Consider the following 18,625-nt stretch of genomic DNA (forward strand, 5'->3'; position numbering starts at 1 on the left):
CCTAGGCATTACTCACCCGTCCGCCGCTGAATTCAGGAGCAAGCTCCTGTCATCCGCTCGACTTGCATGTGTTAGGCCTGCCGCCAGCGTTCAATCTGAGCCATGATCAAACTCTTCAGTTCAAACATCTTTGGGTTTTGAGAAAACCCTAAACTTGGCTCAGCAATCGTTGGTTACATCTTTGATTTCTCGCGGAGTAACTTGTGATGCTGATAATCTGTTGACTAGCAGTCTGACTCCACAAGCACCCACACGAATTGCTTGATTCAGTTATTAAAGAGCGGTTGGTTAAGATCTTTCGTCTCAACCGAGGCGCGCATTCTACAGCAGCCTCATTTGCTGTCAAGTGGTATTTTTCAGAAGTTTTCAAGGATTTCCTTAACAACTTCAACCACTTGCGCTTCAGATCTCTCGTCAGCGGGACGGCGAATTCTACAGCGTTACACGCTGCTGTCAACACCTCTTTTTCAACTTCTTTCTGGCTTCGATGACCTGAAGCAACCCGCTGCCGAAAACTGCGTAACTCTTTGTTTTCCAAGGAGTTTTCCGTTTCGACTGCGCCGGAAGTGGGGCGAATTATAGACATCTGAAATCTGCCGTCAACACCTATTTACGCCTTTTTGGCAGAAGTGCCCTTTTTAGTCACTAAACAGGGGATTCGGCGAGCAAGAGGCGGTAATCGCAGCACTAATAGCACTGCACCTATAGATGCATAGATAGTCCACTCCTTCAGATCGGCGCGCACAATCCAGAGCATATGCAGCAGCCCAAGCCCGAGAACTACGTAAACCAGGCGGTGCAACTTCTTCCAGCGAGCACCAAATCGGCGCTGACTGTATCGATTGGAGGTCACCGCCAACACCAGCAAACACAAGAAGCCCATTACTCCGACAATAATGTACGGCCGGTTACGCAGCTCGACGCCGAGTTGCGACCAATCGAACCCAAGGATAAAAGTCAGGTAGGCAACCAGATGCAGAACCACATAAGCGAAACACCACAATCCCAATTGCCGACGGACAGCAATCCACCCCGCCCAACCGGTGAGTTTCCGCATCGGTGTCATGCTCAGTGTGATGAGCAACAGAATTAGCGTTCCCAATCCCAGCCGGTCGACTAATACCTTGCCAGGATCCGGCCCAAGCACATCCATCCAGGCCTGGTACAACCAGAACATTGGCCACACCATCACAACAACAAACACACCCACACGCCAAGCCGGATATCGCATCAGTAGTTCTTCCGCAGATCGAGCCCCGCATATAGAGAAGCGACTTCATCCCCATACCCATTGAACATCTGCGTCTCACGCACATTCGGCTTGAAGAGTCCGCTTGGCAGTCGACGTTCGCGTGCCTGAGTCCAGCGCGGATGGTCAACCGTAGGGTTCACGTTCGCATAGAAGCCGTATTCGTCCGAGGCGATGCTTTCCCAGGTGGTTTTAGGCTGTTCGCTGACAAGACTGATCCGAACAATGGACTTGATGCTTTTGAACCCATACTTCCAGGGCACCACCAGACGTAGTGGCGCCCCGTTCTGATTCGGTAACTCACGTCCGTACATGCCCACCGCGAGAATCGACAACGGGTTCATCGCCTCATCCAATCGCAGCCCTTCTATATAAGGCCAATCGATCAAAGCAAAACCGGAGCGTTGTCCCGGCATACTCTTGGGGTCCTGCAGGGTTTCGAACCGGATGAATTTGGCGCTGGAGGTTGGCTCAACTTCCTTGAGCAAAGCCGAGAGAGGAAATCCGATCCATGGAATCACCATCGACCATGCCTCAACACAACGAAGTCGATAGATACGCTCCTCCAATTGGTAAGGCTTCATGAAGTCTTCCAACGCATATCGCCCCGGCTTACCCACCTCACCATCCACAACAACGGTCCACGGCTGAGTCTTCAGCGCACCGGCGTTGGCAGCTGGGTCACCCTTATCCGTGCCGAACTCATAGAAGTTGTTGTAGTGGGTTGCGTCCTTGAACGGCGTGACCGCCTCATCCTTGACGTTTACTGCCCCCCACTCAATTGAGGGAAGCTTTTTGCCGAACCAGGAAGGTGCCTTTCCAGGTTCAACGCCCGCATAGCGCTCCACATCGTCGGCCGCCGCCGCCCACCGAGGTAGCCCGCTGATGGCCAAACCGGCAACAGCAGCACCCAATACATGGCGTCGAGAAAGATAGAGGGACTCAGGCGTGACATCCCACTCATGGCAGTCAGATGCTTTTGGGACTTTGATCAGCATGGCTACTCCGCAGCATTGGAGAACAGATGCACCAACAGACTGCGGAGTATGAGGGAAATTACATCACTCGGCGCTTTTGCGCCGACGAAGATGTAACAAGTACTGCACCGGACCGGATGCTGCATAGGCGAGGAAAACCAGCAGCAGAATGCGCGGTGGATCACTGAACACCACGGCGAACACCAGCACTACGACAAGGATCGCCACAAAGGGCACACGCCCCTTCAGATCCAACTCCTTGAAGCTGTTGTACTTGATGTTGCTGACCATCAGCATGCCCGCCGCCGCAACCATCAACGCAACCAGGAAAGACATCTTCGAACCCTGGATGCCGTAATCGCTGAACGCCCAGACAATGCCCGCCACCACACCAGCAGCCGCCGGGCTGGCCAGACCGATGAAGTAGCGCTTGTCGGCGGTACCGACCTGCGTGTTGAAACGCGCGAGACGCAACGCCGCACCCGCCACATAGATGAACGCCACCATCCAGCCAACCTTGCCCATGTCACCCAGGGCCCAGCCAAATGCCAGCAACGCCGGGGCAACGCCGAAGGCGACCATGTCCGACAGCGAGTCGTACTCGGCACCGAAGGCACTCTGGGTGTTGGTCATGCGCGCAACGCGGCCGTCGAGGCCGTCGAGCACCATGGCGACGAAAATCGCGATAGCGGCAAAAGCGAAATACTTGCTCGCGTTGACGGCGTCGCCAGCACTCAAGGCCGCCTGAGCACTCATCGAGTTGATGATGGAATAGAACCCTGCGAACAGGTTCGCAGTGGTGAACAGGTTCGGCAGAAGATAGATACCACGATGCCGGACTTTGCGACCTTCAGCGTCATGCCCTTCCTCGACATGTTCATCGATGGGCAGCAGGCTTTCGGCGTCAGGAGCCTGGTTTGGCTCTTCGGGGCGTTCGCTCATGGACATTACCTTGCAACGGGGTGGAAAGTTTGGACAGGTGTCTGGGACCACGATTCGGCCGCAAACGATGCAGCTTTATACCAGAACCGATCCTCCAAACGAAAAAACGCGGCCTAAGCCGCGTTTTTCGTACAAGCGCGTGACTTAGTTTTTAGCTTTGTCGACGATCTTGTTGGCACCGATCCACGGCATCATGGAGCGCAGTTGCTCGCCGATGACTTCGATACCGTGAGCGGCGTTGTTACGACGCTTGGCGGTCATCGAAGGATAGCCGGTAGCGCCTTCGCTGATGAACATCTTGGCGTATTCGCCGTCCTGAATACGTTTCAGGGCGTTGCGCATGGCCTGACGGGATTCAGCGTTGATGACTTCCGGACCGGTCACGTATTCGCCGTATTCGGCGTTGTTGGAGATTGAGTAGTTCATGTTGGCGATACCGCCTTCGTACATGAGATCAACGATCAGCTTCAGTTCGTGCAGGCACTCGAAGTAGGCCATTTCCGGCGCGTAACCAGCTTCAACCAGGGTTTCGAAACCGGCTTTGACCAGTTCAACGGTACCGCCGCACAGAACGGCTTGCTCGCCGAACAGGTCGGTTTCGGTCTCGTCCTTGAAGGTGGTTTCGATGATGCCGGTACGACCGCCACCAACGCCAGCAGCGTAGGACAGTGCAACGTTCTTGGCGTTGCCCGATGCGTCTTGATAGATCGCGATCAGGTCAGGGATACCGCCGCCCTTCACGAACTCGGAACGTACGGTGTGGCCTGGAGCCTTCGGCGCGATCATGATCACGTCGAGGTCAGCGCGCGGCACAACCTGGTTGTAGTGGATCGCGAAGCCGTGGGAGAAGGCCAGGGTGGCGCCCTTCTTGATGTTCGGCTCGATTTCGTTCTTGTACAGGGAGGACTGGAACTCGTCCGGGGTCAGGATCATGACCAGGTCGGCAGCTGCAACAGCGGAAGCAACGTCAGTCACTTTCAGGCCATGAGCCTCAGCCTTGGCAACGGTGGCAGAACCTTTACGCAGGCCAACAGTCACGTCAACACCAGAGTCTTTCAGGTTGCACGCTTGAGCATGGCCCTGGGAACCGTAACCGATGATGGCGACTTTCTTGCCCTGGATGATCGACAGGTCGCAGTCTTTATCGTAGAAAACTTTCATGAATTTCCCCTATATCAGGCCGTTCAGGCCATTCGCTAATTTGGTTTAGATGCTGAGTACTTTGTCGCCGCGTGCGATCCCGGTCACGCCGCTACGGACGGTTTCCAGAATCGAGGCAGTGCCAATGGACTGAATGAAGCTGTCGAGCTTGTCGCTGGTACCGGTCAGTTGAACGGTATACACGCTGGCGCTGACATCGACGATCTGTCCACGGTAAATATCGGTGGTGCGCTTGATCTCGGCGCGCTGGGCGCCGGTGGCCTTGACCTTGACCAACATCAGTTCACGCTCGATGTGAGCACTCTCCGACAAGTCGACCAGTTTTACCACTTCGATCAGTTTGTTCAGGTTCTTGGTTATCTGCTCGATAACTTCATCGTGACCGACAGTGGTCAGCGTCAGACGCGAAAGGGTCGGGTCTTCGGTTGGCGCCACGGTCAGGCTTTCGATGTTGTAGTTGCGCTGCGAGAACAGGCCGACCACACGAGACAGAGCGCCCGGTTCGTTTTCCAGAAGCAAGGAAATAATGTGCCGCATGATTAGGTACGCTCCGTCTTGCTCAGCCACATATCGCGCATGGAGCCGTCTTTGATCTGCATCGGATAGACGTGCTCGCTGGTGTCGACCGAAATATCGATCACCACCAGGCGATCTTTCATGGCAAACGCTTCTTCCATCTTCGACTTCAAATCTTTCGAATCGGTGATGCGCACACCAACGTGACCATAGGCCTCCGCCAGCTTGACGAAATCAGGCAACGACTCCATGTAGGAGTGCGAGTGACGGCTGCCGTAGCTCATGTCCTGCCACTGGCGAACCATGCCCAAGACACCATTGTTCAGGATGACGATTTTTACCGGCAAACCGTATTGCAGGCAGGTCGACAGCTCCTGAATGTTCATCTGGATGCTGCCCTCGCCGGTCACGCAGGCGACATCATCATCCGGGAAGCTCAACTTGATACCCATGGCCGCCGGGAAACCGAAGCCCATGGTGCCCAGCCCACCGGAATTGATCCAGCGGTTCGGCTTGTTGAACTTGTAGTACTGCGCCGCGAACATTTGGTGCTGACCCACATCGGAAGCGACAAAGGCATCGCCCTTGGTCACTTCGCACAGGGTTTCGATCACAGCCTGCGGCTTGATCACGCTGCCGTCGCCCTTGTCATAAGGGAACAGGCCGCGATCACCGCGCCATTCGTCGATCTGCTTCCACCAACTGGCAACAGACTCCTTGTTCGGGGTCTCGCCGATTTCCTTGAGGATCGCGACCATTTCGGTCAGGACGCTCTCAACCGGACCCACGATAGGCACGTCGGCCTTGATGGTCTTGGAAATCGAAGCCGGGTCGATGTCGATGTGAATGATCTTGGCGTTCGGGCAGAACTTCGAAGCGCCGTTGATTACACGGTCATCGAAACGCGCACCGACGGCAAGGATCACGTCAGCATGGTGCATGGCCAGGTTGGCGGTGTAGCTGCCGTGCATGCCAAGCATGCCGATGAACTGACGGTCGGTGCCAGGGAAGCCACCGAGACCCATCAGGGTATTGGTCACAGGCAGGTTGAGCATCTTCGCCAACTCGGTGAGCGGCGCAGAACCGCCCCCCAGAATAACGCCGCCGCCGGAATACATCACAGGACGCTTGGCCGCCAGGAGCATTTCTGCCGCCTTGCGGATTTGCCCGGAGTGACCACGAACAGCCGGACTGTAGGAGCGCAACTTGGCTTTTTTCGGGAAGACGTATTCGAACTTCTCCGCCGGGTTGGTCATGTCTTTCGGGATATCGACCACGACAGGACCAGGACGACCGGATTGGGCCAGATAGAACGCTTTCTTCATGATTTCCGGGATTTCCGACGCGTGCTTGATCATGAAGCTGTGCTTCACGATCGGCCGGGAGATACCGATCATGTCGGTTTCCTGGAACGCATCGGTACCGACCATAGTGCTCGGCACCTGGCCGGAAATCACCACCATCGGAATGGAATCCATGTAGGCCGTGGCGATACCGGTGATGGCGTTTGTGGCGCCAGGACCGGAAGTCACCAGTACCACACCGGCTTTACCGGTGGCACGGGCGTAACCGTCAGCCATATGGGTAGCCGCTTGTTCGTGACGAACCAGGATGTGGGTCACTTCCGGTTCTTTGAACAGGGCATCGTATACATGAAGAAGAGCACCACCCGGGTACCCGTAGATATATTTGACGCCTTCGTCACGCAAGAAGCGGACGAGCATCTCACCGCCAGATAAAAGCTCCACGTTGCTCACCTCTAAAACGCCAGAATACCGCCCACGAAAAATGGAACGGGTCTTAATAGGTTTACTTCTCAGCAGAGCATGAGCGACGGTGGTCGCCGACTACGTCAGCACTGACTGAGCAAGTATTGGGATCGTCCCAAGTGTTGCGGGGCTTTCCCACCCAGCGCGAGGTAACGCGTTGCGGGTGTAACAGGTCGACGCGGATATGCGCCTCATGATCTGCTGAGAGGGTCTGCTTCTGGCAGTCCCTGTACAGCGGACTTTGGATTCTTCTGTTTCGTCCCTTGCAAGTCAAGTCGTCTATGCGCTTTATTCTGGTAAGCGCATGAGAACGCAAGAAAAAACCTGTAAATACCGTGAGTGTTGGCTTCAATTGCGCAACTTTTAGCAAGAAATTGGCAGGCGTACGCACTTCACCGGCAGCGACCGACGATTGACCGGGGAGTATTATCGAAAACCGCCAGCAGGCACTGGCAGCTTTTGCTTCAGCGAGATGCCTTGATCAGCAGATCAAACTCTTTGAGCAACACTTGCAATTGCCGGTCCTTACCCCGGACATTGCGCCCGGCAAAGACCATTTCGGCCATTTCCTGTATGCCCGAGGCGTTGGGCAACGGTAGATCCTGTTCAAGAATCATCTTCATCCGCGGCAGGAAAATCCATTGCAGCCACTGCTCGAAGTCCAGGGTATCGACCGAAAACGGCTCCACACTGGAAAGCGCTTCAGCCGATGGCGCGACTTCGTCCCACCAGCCTTGCACCCGCAGTTCACGCTCGATCAGAAGCAACTGATCGGCAATCTTCAGAAAACGCGCATCCATCATGACGCAACCTTGGCTTTTTGACGGGCCAATGCTGCACCGGAAGAGTCTCCCTGTTTCTCACGCGCCTGCGCGATCAACTCCCACAAACTTGCCTGAAGTGCCGGACGACCATTGGCTAAAGTCAGTCCACGGCGAGCGAACTGCTCAGCCTGTGCTGCGTCACCCTGAGCCATGTGCACTTGCGCCAGGCGATAAAGCACTTGAGGTTCGCGCGGCGCCACACGCTGAGCGCGCTCGAGGCTGGAAGAGGCACCATTTAGATCACCACTGGCCTGTTGTTGCTGGGCCGTGGTCAACAGTGCGAGCACCGGGCCATCCAGTTGCTCGTCCGCGGACAGGCCACCAGCACTGGCCGATGGAATTCCGCTAGGCGTCGACGGCATGCTGTAACCGCCCTGATTGACCGGTGCGGATTGAACCGGCGACGTATCAATCGGGCCCGGCGTGATCGGGCCGGGAGTAATCGGTGTGGTGCTGATCGGCGTCGAGGTCGTCGCACCGCCACCTGGGACCATCACGACAACGCCGGTATCACCCTGCGGAATCGCTTGAGCCTGTGCCTGCACAGGACGTTTTACCGTCGTCTGACGGTAGCCGCCGTTCGCCGAAATCCGCTCGCTGTTGGACACCGCAGTACCGGAATCCACGACCGGAATCGAACCCCGTTGTACGGAGGAGCAACCGCTGAGCAAAGCCATGGCGGCAACCGCTGGAATCAACCACTTGTTCACTTGAAACCCTCTTTGCTTAATTCATCCAGCCTTTGACCCAATCCATCACCGATTCTCCGGAAGCGGGGCTTTCGCTCGCGCATGCGGCACCGGGAGGCGGTTCGCTGCCGCGAATATACGGCATCTGCACAGCGCCTGGGCAACCGGCATCAGAACCTTGGCCGGTGCGTGAATCGACCCAGGCCTGTACAACATTGTCAGGCTGTGGCATGTCCAGGGGAAGTGGGTCAGCCTTGCGCATGAAACTGGTCCAGACCTGCAACGCGCCAGTGGCACCGGTGAACGGCGTCTTGCCGTTGTCATCGCGCCCCAGCCAGACCACCGCCAGCAAATCCTGACTGAAGCCTGCGAACCAACTGTCTCGCGAATCGTTACTGGTACCGGTCTTGCCGGCCAGGGTCAGGGTCTTGGGCAGCACGTTATAAACCGAGCTGCCGGTGCCTTCGCGCATCACGCGCTGCATGGCGCTCTGGATCAAGTAAATAGAAGCCGGATCGAAACGCTGCTGAATCTGGAACGGATAACGCTTGAGCGGCTCGCCCTCGGCGGTCAGCACACTGCGAATCCCGCGCATCGGCGTGTTAAAGCCACCGTTGGCGAGGGTCTGGTACATGGTCGCCACTTCGATTGGCGTCATGCCGCCAGCACCGAGCAACATCGACGGGAAGGCAGGAAACTCGCGAGTCACCCCCAGCCGCCCCAGTGTTTTCAACACGTTTGGCACACCCACGGCCAACCCGAGACGTGCGGTCGACAGGTTGTACGAGTGCGCCAGCCCTTGATAAAGGAAGACCGTGCCATGGGAGCGGCGATCATAGTTCTGCGGTTTCCAGACCTGACCATCCGCCCCTTTGACCGAGAAGGATTCGTCCGACAACCAACTGGTCAACGTGTACTGACTCGGTTTCTCGAGCGCTGTCAGATAGACCGCTGGCTTGATCAACGAGCCTATCGGTCGCACCGCATCCAGCGCCCGGTTGAACCCTGCAAAACTGGCCTGACGACTACCGATCATGGCCTGTACTTCACCGGTTTCCGGATTGGTCACGACCATCGCCGCTTCAACGTCATCGGACCCTTTGCGCCCGGACAGGCGCTTGAAGGTGTCGTTGACAGAGGCTTCAGCCTTCATTTGCAGGATCGGATCGAAACTGGTGAAGATCCGCAGACCTTCTTCGGTCAAGTCTTCGTCGCGATAGTCTTCGCGCAATTGACGCTTGACCAGGTCAAGGAAGCCCGGGAACGAACTGTCCGCCAGACTGCCGCGCTTGGTCACGCCCAGCGGCATCTTCTTCGCGGCTTCAACTTGCTCGGCAGTGGCTACGCCCTGCTCTTGCAGCACATCCAGCACCAGGTTGCGGCGCTCAAGCGCACGCTCCGGATAACGACGCGGATTGTAGGAAGACGGGCCTTTGACCATGCTAACCAACAAGGCCACTTGATGCAGCTTGAGCTCTGCCAATGGCTGACTGAAGAAGAATTGGCTGGCGAGACCAAAACCGTGCACCGCACGCTGACCGTCCTGGCCAACAAACACTTCGTTGAGGTAAGCCTCAAGGATTTCGCGCTTGTCGTAATGCAGTTCCAGCAAGAGCGCCATCATGGCTTCGGTGAGCTTTCGGCTCAGGCTGCGCTCATTAGTCAGATAGAAGTTTTTGACCAACTGCTGTGTCAGCGTACTACCGCCCTGGCGCATGCGCCCAGACGAGCCGTTGACCCAGATCGCGCGGGCAATCGATTTCGGCGAAACACCGAAGTGATGATAGAAATCACGGTCCTCTACGGCGACCAGCGTATCGAGCAGGTACGGCGGAACCTGATCGATCTTGATCAGAATCCGGTCCTCAAGATTCTTCGGGTACAAACCACCGATCAGCAGCGGTTCCAGACGCACCACCGAAAGCTTCGAACCATTGGTCGCCGACAATTCGGCCACGTAATCCCCGGAGAAACGCACGCGAACAGGTTGCGCCTGCTCCATGCCTTCATAGAACTGGAAGCCACGGGTGTTGAGATCGATGGTATTGCCATTGACCGCCGCCGCACCCGGGCCATTGGCCACGCTTTCGCGGCGATAGCCCAAAGCATCGAGCTCGGTCAGAAAGTCCGCTTTGCTCAGCTTTTGTCCGACGAACAGTTCGAGCGGGCGCGCATAGACCTTCGCAGGAATCGTCCAGCGCTTGCCGGAGAACTTTTCCTGGACGATCGCGTCGAGGTAAACCGCGAAGCCGGCCAGCACTACAAGGCCGACCAGACTGAGTTTAATGGCCCAGCTCAACCATGGGCTCATGCCCTTGGCAGGTGGTTTTTTAGGGGTACGGGGAGATCTAGTACGAGTCATGGCGGCGGATTATACGCACTTTATTGCTCCTCAACAGGCACGCTCCGAGGTTTGCGTCGAGCGGACTTGCGGCCATAATGACGGCCTTGAATTTCCCAGACTCTGAAGGATCGCCTGTGAGCCAGTCCCTGATCGCTGCCCTGCAAAACCCTGCCCTCTATCCGCATCCCGTTGAGGAATTCCAGGTCATCGAAACCCATATCTCCTGGGTACTGCTCACCGGCCCCTATGCATATAAGGTGAAGAAGCCGGTTAATTTCGGATTTCTCGACTTCACCGGCCTTGAGGCTCGGGAACATTTCTGCAAGGAAGAATTGCGCCTGAACCAGCGCCTGACCGACGATTTGTACCTCGAAGTGCTACCGGTCACCGGCAGCATCGAAGCTCCGCAATTGGGCGGCGACGGCCCGGCCATCGAGTATGTCTTGAAGATGCGCCAGTTCGCGCAAAACGGACTGCTCAGCACTCTGCAAGCCAACGGCGAACTGACCCCTGCGCACATCGACGAAATGGCCGAACAAATTGCCCGCTTCCACCTCAGCGCACCGAAAGTCCCGAGCGAGCACGAAGCCGGCACTCCCGATAGCGTCATGGCACCGGTACGGCAGAACTTCGAGCAGATCCGCCCGTTCCTCAGCGACAAGGCCGATCTACTGCAACTCGACGCCCTGCAAGCATGGGCCGAAAGCAGCTTCGAGCGTCTCAAGCCATTGTTTGCCCAGCGCAAGGCCGACGGTTTCATTCGCGAATGCCACGGTGACATCCATCTCGGCAACGCAACCGTGATCGACGGCAAGGTCGTCATCTTCGACTGCATCGAATTCAACGAACCGTTTCGTTTTACTGACGTGTATGCCGACACCGGCTTCCTCGCAATGGATCTGGAAGACCGCGGCCTGAAGTGCCTGGCGCGTCGCTTCATCAGCCAGTACCTGGAGCTGACCGGCGATTACCGCGGCCTCGAACTGCTGAATTTCTACAAAGCCTACCGTGCCCTGGTTCGCGCCAAAGTCGCCCTGTTCAGCATGCCAGCCGAAGCCACTGCAGTGCAGCGCGCGACCACCCTGCGCCAATACCGCAATTACGCCAACCTGGCGGAAAGCTACAGCACCATCCCATCGCGCTTCATGGCCATTACCCACGGTGTTTCCGCTGTCGGCAAAAGCCATGTCGCAATGCGCCTGGTGGAAGCGCTGGGTGCGATTCGCCTGCGCTCCGATGTTGAACGCAAGCGCCTGTTCGGCGAGCAAACCGTCAAGAATGACCTGCAGGCCGGCATTTATAGTAACGATGCCAGCGTTGCGACCTATGACCGACTGCATGAAATCGCCGATGTCATACTCCATGCTGGATTTCCGGTGGTGATCGACGCCACTTACCTCAAGCGTGATCAGCGCAACAGCGCAGCGAAAGTTGCCGAGGCCACCGGCGCACCGTTCCTGATCCTCGACTGCAATGCGCCGCAAGCCGTGATCGAAAGCTGGCTGGCTTTGCGTCAGGCAGACAAGAAGGACCCGTCGGACGCCACCCTGGCCGTTATCGAAGCCCAGCAAGCCAACCGTGAAGCGCTGACACCGGCGGAAATTCTCTGCAGCAAGCGCGTACAGACCAATGAGAGCGGGACCCTCGATACCGTAGTCGCGCAAATTCGACAACGCCTTCCCGGGCTGTAAAAAGTATTTCAGCGTGAAGCCTTCATCGGCTTCACGGCTGTTAAATAGCGGCACTATACTGGCGTCATAAAACCAATAGGTGATGCGATATGAGCCAGCCGAAACTTCTCGACACTCCGCTTTATGCCTTGCTGCACAAAGACGACATCAGAGGCTTCAACAGCGAACGCACCACGGATGGCCCGATCGACATGGTCAGTGGCGATTTCCGGGGTCTGGACCTGCGGGAACTCAATGCCGATGGCGTAGACTTCCGCGACGCTTACTTCCGCTCTGCCGACTTGCGCGGCATTGACTTCAGTAAGGCCAACCTCGAAGGTGCAAGTTTGGGCCACGCGCAAATTTCCGGCGCCTACTTCCCCCGCGAACTCAGTGCAGACGAAATCCTGATGTCGATGAATTTTGGCACCCGCCTGCGATATCGAACTCGCTGAACAAGGCTACGCACTGAAAAGTCCAGCGCACTTATCGCGCCGGGTACAGGATGTCATTGCTGCAAAGGGCGATTTCTCACCGCCGTTTCTTGCGCATTTTCGAAGCGACCCACCCTCTCGACATTCGCCCCTTAGAAGCATTTGCGTCAAAAACGACCAAACAATCACGCTTTTCCTACTGATGGCTACACTCCTCAAATGCTTGCCCACGATCTCCATTTGGCCATCGCAAGGAGGCTTGATGAATGATGAATTGCAACACCTGAAGAATCTTGGCAAGACATCGGCGCAGTGGCTGCATGCCGTGGGCATCCACAGCGCCTCGGACTTGCGGCGCCTGGGAGCGGTGGATGCTTATCGGGCCGTGCGCACGCGCGGATTTCGGGCGTCCAAGGTGTTGTTGTATGCGATTGAAGGCGCCCTGATGGACGTGCACTGGAATGACATTCCTGCCGAACGCAAAGAGGCCCTGAATAAACAGCTGGAAGCCATCTCGTCGCGCCATAAGAACTGAGCGCATTAACGTTGTCCACTCCGGCTGCAGGTAGATCAAATTAATGGCCCCCTGAAAACGACAGATCAATACACAATGATTTCAACGACTTACTTCCAGCCTGCGACATGAAGTCGGCAAATGAGAAATCAGCTGTTGACTTGGTAATGAGAATCGCTATGATTATCACAACTGGTCGCGAGACTGGTCGATATTCTTGAAAGCCCTTGGTTCGGACTCTCAGATTATCTCCTCATCAGGCTAATCACGGTTATTTGACCCGGCTCTTGCCGGGTCTTTTTTTGCCTGTGAAAAAGTGCCGGATATCGGCGAATCCATCCGAAGGGTTAATGCAGCGCACCCTCTGGGTAAAAACCGTCAGACAGCCGCTTGATACCTTCCGGCAGACGGGGGCCCAACCCGCCTACCAGCAATGTCGGGTCGAGCTCCAGGACCCGTCCATCCCTTGCCGCGCGAGTAGACGCAAGAATCGGATTCTCCTTGAACAGCGCTGCCCGCGCTGCATCGCCGGCCAATGCACGATCGGCGAACACCAACACGTCAGGGTCCAGGCTGACCAGCGACTCAACAGAAAAAGGCTTGTAGCCGGTATGGATCGCCAGGTTATGCCCCCCGGCGCGTTGCAGCATCCAGTCGGCGGCCGTGCCTTTGCCGGCAATAAGCGGTTTGCCACCTGCGTGACCGAGCAGTAACAGGACACCTGGGGACTTTTGCGTCAACTGCGCCTTGGTCACCCGAATTTTTTGCTGTTCAAGTTGCTGTTGATAAGTTGCCAGTAATTGCGTGGCCTGATTTTCCGCCCCCAGCAGCTTGCCCAAATGTTGCACATTGTTTTGCAATGTCGACAGGTCCGGCTGCGCCGAGAACAATTCAACCTGCACCCCCGCGCTTCGGATCTGCGATAGCACCGGCGGCGGCCCCATTTCTTCGGTGCCGACAAGAATTTGTGGCTGCAGGCTCAAGACACCTTCTGCTGACAACTGCCGCTGATAACCAATGCTAGGCAGCGCTTTGAGGGACGCCGGGTGCTGACTGGTTGTATCGACACCGACCAGTTTCGATTCACCGCCAAGAGCGCTCACCCATTCTGACAGTGCCCCCCCGGCACTGACCCAGCGTTGCGGCAACTCGGCCGCCGCGGCGTGGTGACTGACGAAGAACCCCAAACAGATTGCAGTGACACGGGCGTTCAGGCGCATAAATAGCTTCCTTTGAAGCTTTCCCGGGCATCACATCAGCAGGCCAAGTATCCTCGGCACCATGGCGCGCGTCCCTTGCGGGCAAGTCAGCCATTTGATAATCGACAGCATTTGAACGTCAAGCTCGGACATATTCGGTCACGAGTTGCGAAACAGAGGATAGCGATGAAGTTGCTTTGTGCGGGCGCAGAACTGGTCAACGACCGCAGTCGGGGTTTCGAACTCGAGGGCCAAAAACTGTTTGCCGTGCGCCGTGGCGAACAGGTTTATGTCTACGTCAATCGTTGCCCGCACCGAGGCGTTGCGCTTGAGTGGCACCCTGATCAGTTTCTCGACTCCAGTCAAAGCCTGATCCAGTGCGCCACCCACGGCGCACTGTTCCTGATCGAAGACGGCGCATGCATTGCCGGTCCATGTGAAGGGCGATCACTGACGAGTATTCCCTGCAGCGAGGACGAACAGGGCATCTGGGTCAGCATTTAGTCTTCGAACACAACGTCCAGGCGTCGATCAACGACCATTTCCTCATGACTCAGGCGCACACCGTAAGCCAGCACTTCGACGCCGCTGGCCACCGCCTCGCGCAGTGCAGCGGCATACGCTGAATCGATCTCGACGGCAGGCCGCACCGACTCGATGCCAGTCAGGCACACACAATACAACTGCACCGCACGAATGCCATCCCGGGCTAAATGGGCCAACTCCCGAAGATGCTTGGCCCCGCGCTGGGTCACCGCATCGGGAAACGCTGCCACCGCCGTCCCGTCGAAGCCCAGCGTTACGCTTTTGACTTCGACATAGGCCGGCCCTTCGGGATAGTCGAGGCGAAAATCGATGCGGCTGTTTTCCTGACCGTATGCGACTTCACGCTTTAACCCGGTAAAGCCATTGAGCTCGCCGATCACGCCTGCTCGCAGTGCTTCTTCGATCAAAGCGTTGGCCCGAGCAGTGTTCACACAGAACAATCGCCCTTGCGGGGTTTCACCGACTTCCCAAGTGCCAGGCAGCTTGCGCTTCGGATCGTTGGAGCGGCTGAACCAGACCTGCCCACCCTCGACCTGGCAATTGAGCATCGATCCGGTATTCGGGCAGTGAATTGTCAGTAACTCACCGGTAACGGTTTCGATATCGGCGAGAAAACGCTTGTATCGACGAATCAACCGACCTTCTTCCAGTGGAGGATGAAAGCGCATCAGCCTTGCCAGCTCCGCAAGCCGCGAGCGATACGCTCGACCGCCTCCTGCAGGCGCTGAAGATTTTGCGTGTAGGCAAACCGCACATGATGACCGGCCTGATACCGCCCGAAATCCAGTCCCGGAGTAAACGCCACATGTTCGGTTTCGAGAAAATGCTTACAGAACGCGAAGGCATCGCCGCCGAACTTGCTGATATCGGCGTACAAATAGAACGCCCCTTCCGGCTCTACCGCGATGCCAAAACCCAACTCGCGCAAAGCGGGAAGCAAGAAATCCCGACGTCGACCGAACTCTGCCCGGCGCTCTTCGAGGATGCTGATTGTTGCCGGCTCGAAACAGGCCAGCGCAGCGTACTGAGCCATGCTCGGCGCACTGATGTAGAGGTTCTGCGCGAGTTTTTCCAATTCACCGACCGCGGCATCGGGCGCCACCAGCCAACCTAGACGCCAACCGGTCATTCCGAAATACTTCGAAAAACTATTCAGCACAAAGGCGTCATTGTCGACTTCCAGCACGCTGGCAGCATCGGTGCCATAAGTCAGCCCGTGATAGATCTCGTCCACGACCAGATGGCCGTGGCGCTCTTTGATCGAACGAGACAGCCCGGCCAACTCATCCCGGGTCAGGATCGTCCCTGTCGGGTTAGCCGGAGACGCCACCAGCGCGCCAACGCTATCGTGATCCCAGTAACGCTGGACCAGGTCCGGCGTCAGTTGATAGCGCACGTCGGGACCTACCGGAACCAACTGTGCAGCGCCCTCAACCAGTCGCAGGAAATGTCGGTTGCACGGGTAACCGGGGTCTGCCAACAACCAGTGCTTGCCCGGATCCACCAGCAAAGCACTGGCCAGCAACAACGCACCAGAACCGCCGGGCGTGATGAGGATGCGTCGCGGGTCGATGTTCAAGCCATAGCGCTGCTGATAAAAGCCTGAAATCGCCTCACGCAACTCGGGAATGCCACGGGCAGCGGTATAACGGGTTCGGCCCGATGCCAGCGCAGCCTGGCCGGCCTGAATGATCGGTTCGGCAGTGGTGAAGTCCGGCTCGCCGATCTCCAGATGAATCACATCGTGGCCGGCCGCCTGCAATTCATTGGCCCGCGCCAGCAGCGCCATGACATGGAAAGGTTCGATCGCACGACTGCGGGCACTGTAGGACTGAGCCATGGGCCTTCCTTCAACGGGAAAAAAACCGATTCTACCCAAGCGCAGGAACGAGCGAGAACCTAAAGCGGTCAGAAGCCTTAACACACTGGACACAAACGACTCATGCGGGTGCCCCAGGTTTGACTAAAATCAATAATTGAGCAGCGTTCCAGAGCCACCAGACAGCGCTTTGTCAGCATTTGAAAGCGCAACGGGCCGCAGCCTCGACATCCGGGAGTAGCGCGGTCTGATTTGATCTGGTAAGTTCGCCCGCTTGCAGCCGCAGGGCCGGCAGGTGTCGGTGATGGAGCAATCCTGCGCAGATGGATTACAAGAGTAGAGGCGGTCTATTTCATGTCCACCCAAGCAAAGCAGCAAAATCAGTCGATCAGCGGCTTCGAACCCTACAAAGAAGTGAAGGGCGAGGAGTACATGGGCAAGCCCATGCGCGCGCACTTCACCAAGGTCCTGAACAAGTGGAAACAGGACTTGATGCAGGAAGTCGACCGCACGGTTGATCACATGAAGGACGAAGCAGCCAACTTCCCGGACCCGGCAGACCGTGCCAGCCAGGAAGAAGAGTTCGCTCTCGAACTGCGAGCCCGTGATCGTGAGCGCAAGTTGATCAAGAAGATCGACAAAACGCTGCAATTGATCGAGGACGAAGAGTACGGCTGGTGCGAATCCTGCGGCGTCGAAATTGGCGTCAAACGCCTGGAAGCCCGCCCTACTGCCGACATGTGCGTCGACTGCAAGACCCTGGCGGAAATCAAGGAAAAGCAAGTCGGCAAATAATTGCGGCTTGAACGAAGAACGGAGCGTGCGAACGCTCCGTTTTTGTTTCTGAATTTTGCGATGCCCGTCTCGATATAATATCGCCATCACTGTAGGAACGAGCTTGCTCCGGGCGGCGTTCCGACGATGAACCTGAGATCGCCGAGTAGCAACAGGCTCCCAGCGTTATCGTTGACGACCTTCGCGAGCAAGCTCGCTCCTACGGGAATCTGACGACCGCCTGGAAAAGTAACGTTGCCTTCATGACCGCCATCACCAGACCTGACTACATCGGGCGCTTCGCCCCCACGCCCAGCGGCCATCTGCATTTCGGCTCACTGGTCGCCGCGCTGGCGTCCTACCTCGATGCCCGCGCCGTGGGTGGGCGTTGGCTGATGCGCATGGAAGACCTCGACCCGCCCCGTGAGGAACCGGGCGCGCAGGCAGCAATACTCAAGGCACTGGAGAGTTACGGCTTTGAATGGGACGGCGAACTGGTTCGCCAGAGCGATCGCCACGACGCTTACGCCGAAGTACTCAATGGCTTGTTCAATCATGGCCTGGCCTACGCCTGTACCTGCTCACGCAAGCAACTGGAGCCCTATCACGGCATTTATCCGGGGCTGTGCCGCAACGCTGGCCATAGCACGGAAAATGCCGCCATACGCCTGCGCGTGCCAACGCTGGAATATCACTTCGTTGACCGTGTGCAGGGCGAGTACCGCCAGCATCTGGGCCGGGAGGTTGGCGACTTTGTCATTCGTCGCCGCGACGGGCTTTATGCTTACCAACTGGCCGTGGTGCTGGACGATGCCTGGCAAGGCATCACCGACATCGTGCGGGGTGCAGACCTGCTCGACTCAACGCCCCGTCAGCTCTATCTCCAGGAGTTGCTTGGCCTGCGGCAGCCGCGCTATCTGCACATCCCACTGATTACCCAGCCCGATGGCAACAAACTCGGCAAATCCTACCGTTCGCCGCCGCTAACCGAAGATCAGGCAACACCTTTGTTGCTGCGAGCCCTTCGCGCACTGGGGCAGAATCCGGGCAGCGAACTGGCGTACGCCACGCCACGGGAGCTACTGAGCTGGGGTATTGCGCACTGGGATGCGTCGCTGATCCCGCGCACACTGAACCTGCCCGAGGCACAACTGCTGTGATCTTGCTTGCAGTGGCGCGCCCATCCGTTACCATCGCC

The 18,625-nt window shown here is 57.1% G+C and carries 18 protein-coding genes and 1 rRNA gene; 6 read left to right on the forward strand and 13 right to left on the reverse strand.

The window, feature by feature from the left end; genetic code table 11:
- The 10 genes from AD668_RS22730 to mrcB all read right to left on the reverse strand — a co-directional run.
- Positions 1 to 122: ribosomal RNA gene (locus AD668_RS22730) — 16S ribosomal RNA — on the reverse strand; the annotation flags it as partial.
- Positions 123 to 610: 488 nt separating this feature from the next.
- Positions 611 to 1,231, reverse strand: a complete 621-nt coding sequence (gene msrQ / locus AD668_RS22735; protein WP_053162424.1) for a protein-methionine-sulfoxide reductase heme-binding subunit MsrQ — start codon at positions 1,229 to 1,231, stop codon at positions 611 to 613.
- Positions 1,231 to 2,247 carry a protein-methionine-sulfoxide reductase catalytic subunit MsrP gene (gene msrP / locus AD668_RS22740; RefSeq protein WP_053162427.1) on the reverse strand — a complete coding sequence of 339 codons (1,017 nt, stop codon included), beginning with the start codon at positions 2,245 to 2,247 and terminating at the stop codon, positions 1,231 to 1,233. Before msrP ends, msrQ begins: the two co-directional genes overlap by 1 nt.
- A 63-nt stretch (positions 2,248 to 2,310) precedes the next feature.
- Positions 2,311 to 3,168, reverse strand: coding sequence for a CDP-diacylglycerol--serine O-phosphatidyltransferase (gene pssA / locus AD668_RS22745; protein WP_053162429.1), 858 nt, complete (start codon positions 3,166 to 3,168; stop codon positions 2,311 to 2,313).
- A 144-nt stretch (positions 3,169 to 3,312) separates the two neighbouring features.
- Positions 3,313 to 4,329, reverse strand: coding sequence for a ketol-acid reductoisomerase (gene ilvC / locus AD668_RS22750; RefSeq protein ID WP_007909969.1), 1,017 nt, complete (start codon positions 4,327 to 4,329; stop codon positions 3,313 to 3,315).
- 45 nt (positions 4,330 to 4,374) lie between these two features.
- Complete coding sequence (ilvN, locus tag AD668_RS22755; protein WP_003176102.1) at positions 4,375 to 4,866, reverse strand: acetolactate synthase small subunit; 492 nt, start codon at positions 4,864 to 4,866, stop codon at positions 4,375 to 4,377.
- 2 nt (positions 4,867 to 4,868) lie between these two features.
- On the reverse strand, positions 4,869 to 6,593 hold the full coding sequence (locus AD668_RS22760) for an acetolactate synthase 3 large subunit (RefSeq protein ID WP_053162846.1): 1,725 nt from the start codon (positions 6,591 to 6,593) through the stop codon (positions 4,869 to 4,871).
- A 485-nt stretch (positions 6,594 to 7,078) separates the two neighbouring features.
- A complete protein-coding gene (locus AD668_RS22765) occupies positions 7,079 to 7,414 on the reverse strand; it encodes a YqcC family protein (RefSeq protein ID WP_053162431.1) in 336 nt (111 codons plus the stop codon).
- Positions 7,414 to 8,148, reverse strand: a complete 735-nt coding sequence (locus AD668_RS22770) for a tetratricopeptide repeat protein (RefSeq protein WP_053162432.1) — start codon at positions 8,146 to 8,148, stop codon at positions 7,414 to 7,416. The genes AD668_RS22765 and AD668_RS22770 overlap by 1 nt, the downstream gene beginning before the upstream one ends.
- A gap of 16 nt (positions 8,149 to 8,164) precedes the next feature.
- A complete protein-coding gene (gene mrcB, locus AD668_RS22775) occupies positions 8,165 to 10,489 on the reverse strand; it encodes a penicillin-binding protein 1B (protein ID WP_053162434.1) in 2,325 nt (774 codons plus the stop codon).
- Positions 10,490 to 10,605: 116 nt separating this feature from the next.
- Between mrcB and AD668_RS22780 the strand changes: the two genes are divergently transcribed.
- The 3 genes from AD668_RS22780 (at position 10,606) to AD668_RS22790 (ending at position 13,110) form a co-directional block, all read left to right on the forward strand.
- Complete coding sequence (locus AD668_RS22780; RefSeq protein ID WP_053162436.1) at positions 10,606 to 12,162, forward strand: bifunctional aminoglycoside phosphotransferase/ATP-binding protein; 1,557 nt, start codon at positions 10,606 to 10,608, stop codon at positions 12,160 to 12,162.
- Positions 12,163 to 12,251: 89 nt separating this feature from the next.
- Positions 12,252 to 12,596 carry a pentapeptide repeat-containing protein gene (locus tag AD668_RS22785; RefSeq protein ID WP_053162438.1) on the forward strand — a complete coding sequence of 115 codons (345 nt, stop codon included), beginning with the start codon at positions 12,252 to 12,254 and terminating at the stop codon, positions 12,594 to 12,596.
- 241 nt (positions 12,597 to 12,837) lie between these two features.
- Positions 12,838 to 13,110, forward strand: a complete 273-nt coding sequence (locus AD668_RS22790; protein ID WP_007971093.1) for a TfoX/Sxy family protein — start codon at positions 12,838 to 12,840, stop codon at positions 13,108 to 13,110.
- A gap of 326 nt (positions 13,111 to 13,436) precedes the next feature.
- On the opposite strand, the gene AD668_RS22795 is transcribed toward AD668_RS22790, so the two are convergent.
- Positions 13,437 to 14,309 (reverse strand): hemin ABC transporter substrate-binding protein, encoded by an 873-nt coding sequence (locus AD668_RS22795; RefSeq protein ID WP_053162440.1) that lies wholly within the window; start codon positions 14,307 to 14,309, stop codon positions 13,437 to 13,439.
- Positions 14,310 to 14,474: 165 nt separating this feature from the next.
- Between AD668_RS22795 and AD668_RS22800 the strand changes: the two genes are divergently transcribed.
- On the forward strand, positions 14,475 to 14,792 hold the full coding sequence (locus AD668_RS22800) for a Rieske (2Fe-2S) protein (RefSeq protein ID WP_053162442.1): 318 nt from the start codon (positions 14,475 to 14,477) through the stop codon (positions 14,790 to 14,792).
- On the opposite strand, the gene sfsA is transcribed toward AD668_RS22800, so the two are convergent.
- Both sfsA and AD668_RS22810 read right to left on the reverse strand, forming a co-directional pair.
- Complete coding sequence (gene sfsA, locus AD668_RS22805; RefSeq protein WP_053162444.1) at positions 14,789 to 15,502, reverse strand: DNA/RNA nuclease SfsA; 714 nt, start codon at positions 15,500 to 15,502, stop codon at positions 14,789 to 14,791. The two genes, AD668_RS22800 and sfsA, sit on opposite strands and share 4 nt — an antisense overlap.
- Positions 15,502 to 16,674, reverse strand: coding sequence for a pyridoxal phosphate-dependent aminotransferase (locus AD668_RS22810; RefSeq protein ID WP_053162446.1), 1,173 nt, complete (start codon positions 16,672 to 16,674; stop codon positions 15,502 to 15,504). Before AD668_RS22810 ends, sfsA begins: the two co-directional genes overlap by 1 nt.
- Before the next feature lie 333 nt (positions 16,675 to 17,007).
- On the opposite strand from AD668_RS22810, the gene dksA reads away from it, so the two are divergent.
- Both dksA and gluQRS read left to right on the forward strand, forming a co-directional pair.
- Complete coding sequence (gene dksA, locus AD668_RS22815) at positions 17,008 to 17,448, forward strand: RNA polymerase-binding protein DksA (protein ID WP_053162448.1); 441 nt, start codon at positions 17,008 to 17,010, stop codon at positions 17,446 to 17,448.
- A 242-nt stretch (positions 17,449 to 17,690) separates the two neighbouring features.
- Positions 17,691 to 18,587 (forward strand): tRNA glutamyl-Q(34) synthetase GluQRS, encoded by an 897-nt coding sequence (gene gluQRS, locus AD668_RS22820; RefSeq protein WP_053162450.1) that lies wholly within the window; start codon positions 17,691 to 17,693, stop codon positions 18,585 to 18,587.
- Positions 18,588 to 18,625 lie beyond the last annotated feature (38 nt).

It is taken from the genome of Pseudomonas sp. P1.8, from assembly GCF_001269805.1.
In the GTDB taxonomy this organism is placed as follows: domain Bacteria; phylum Pseudomonadota; class Gammaproteobacteria; order Pseudomonadales; family Pseudomonadaceae; genus Aquipseudomonas.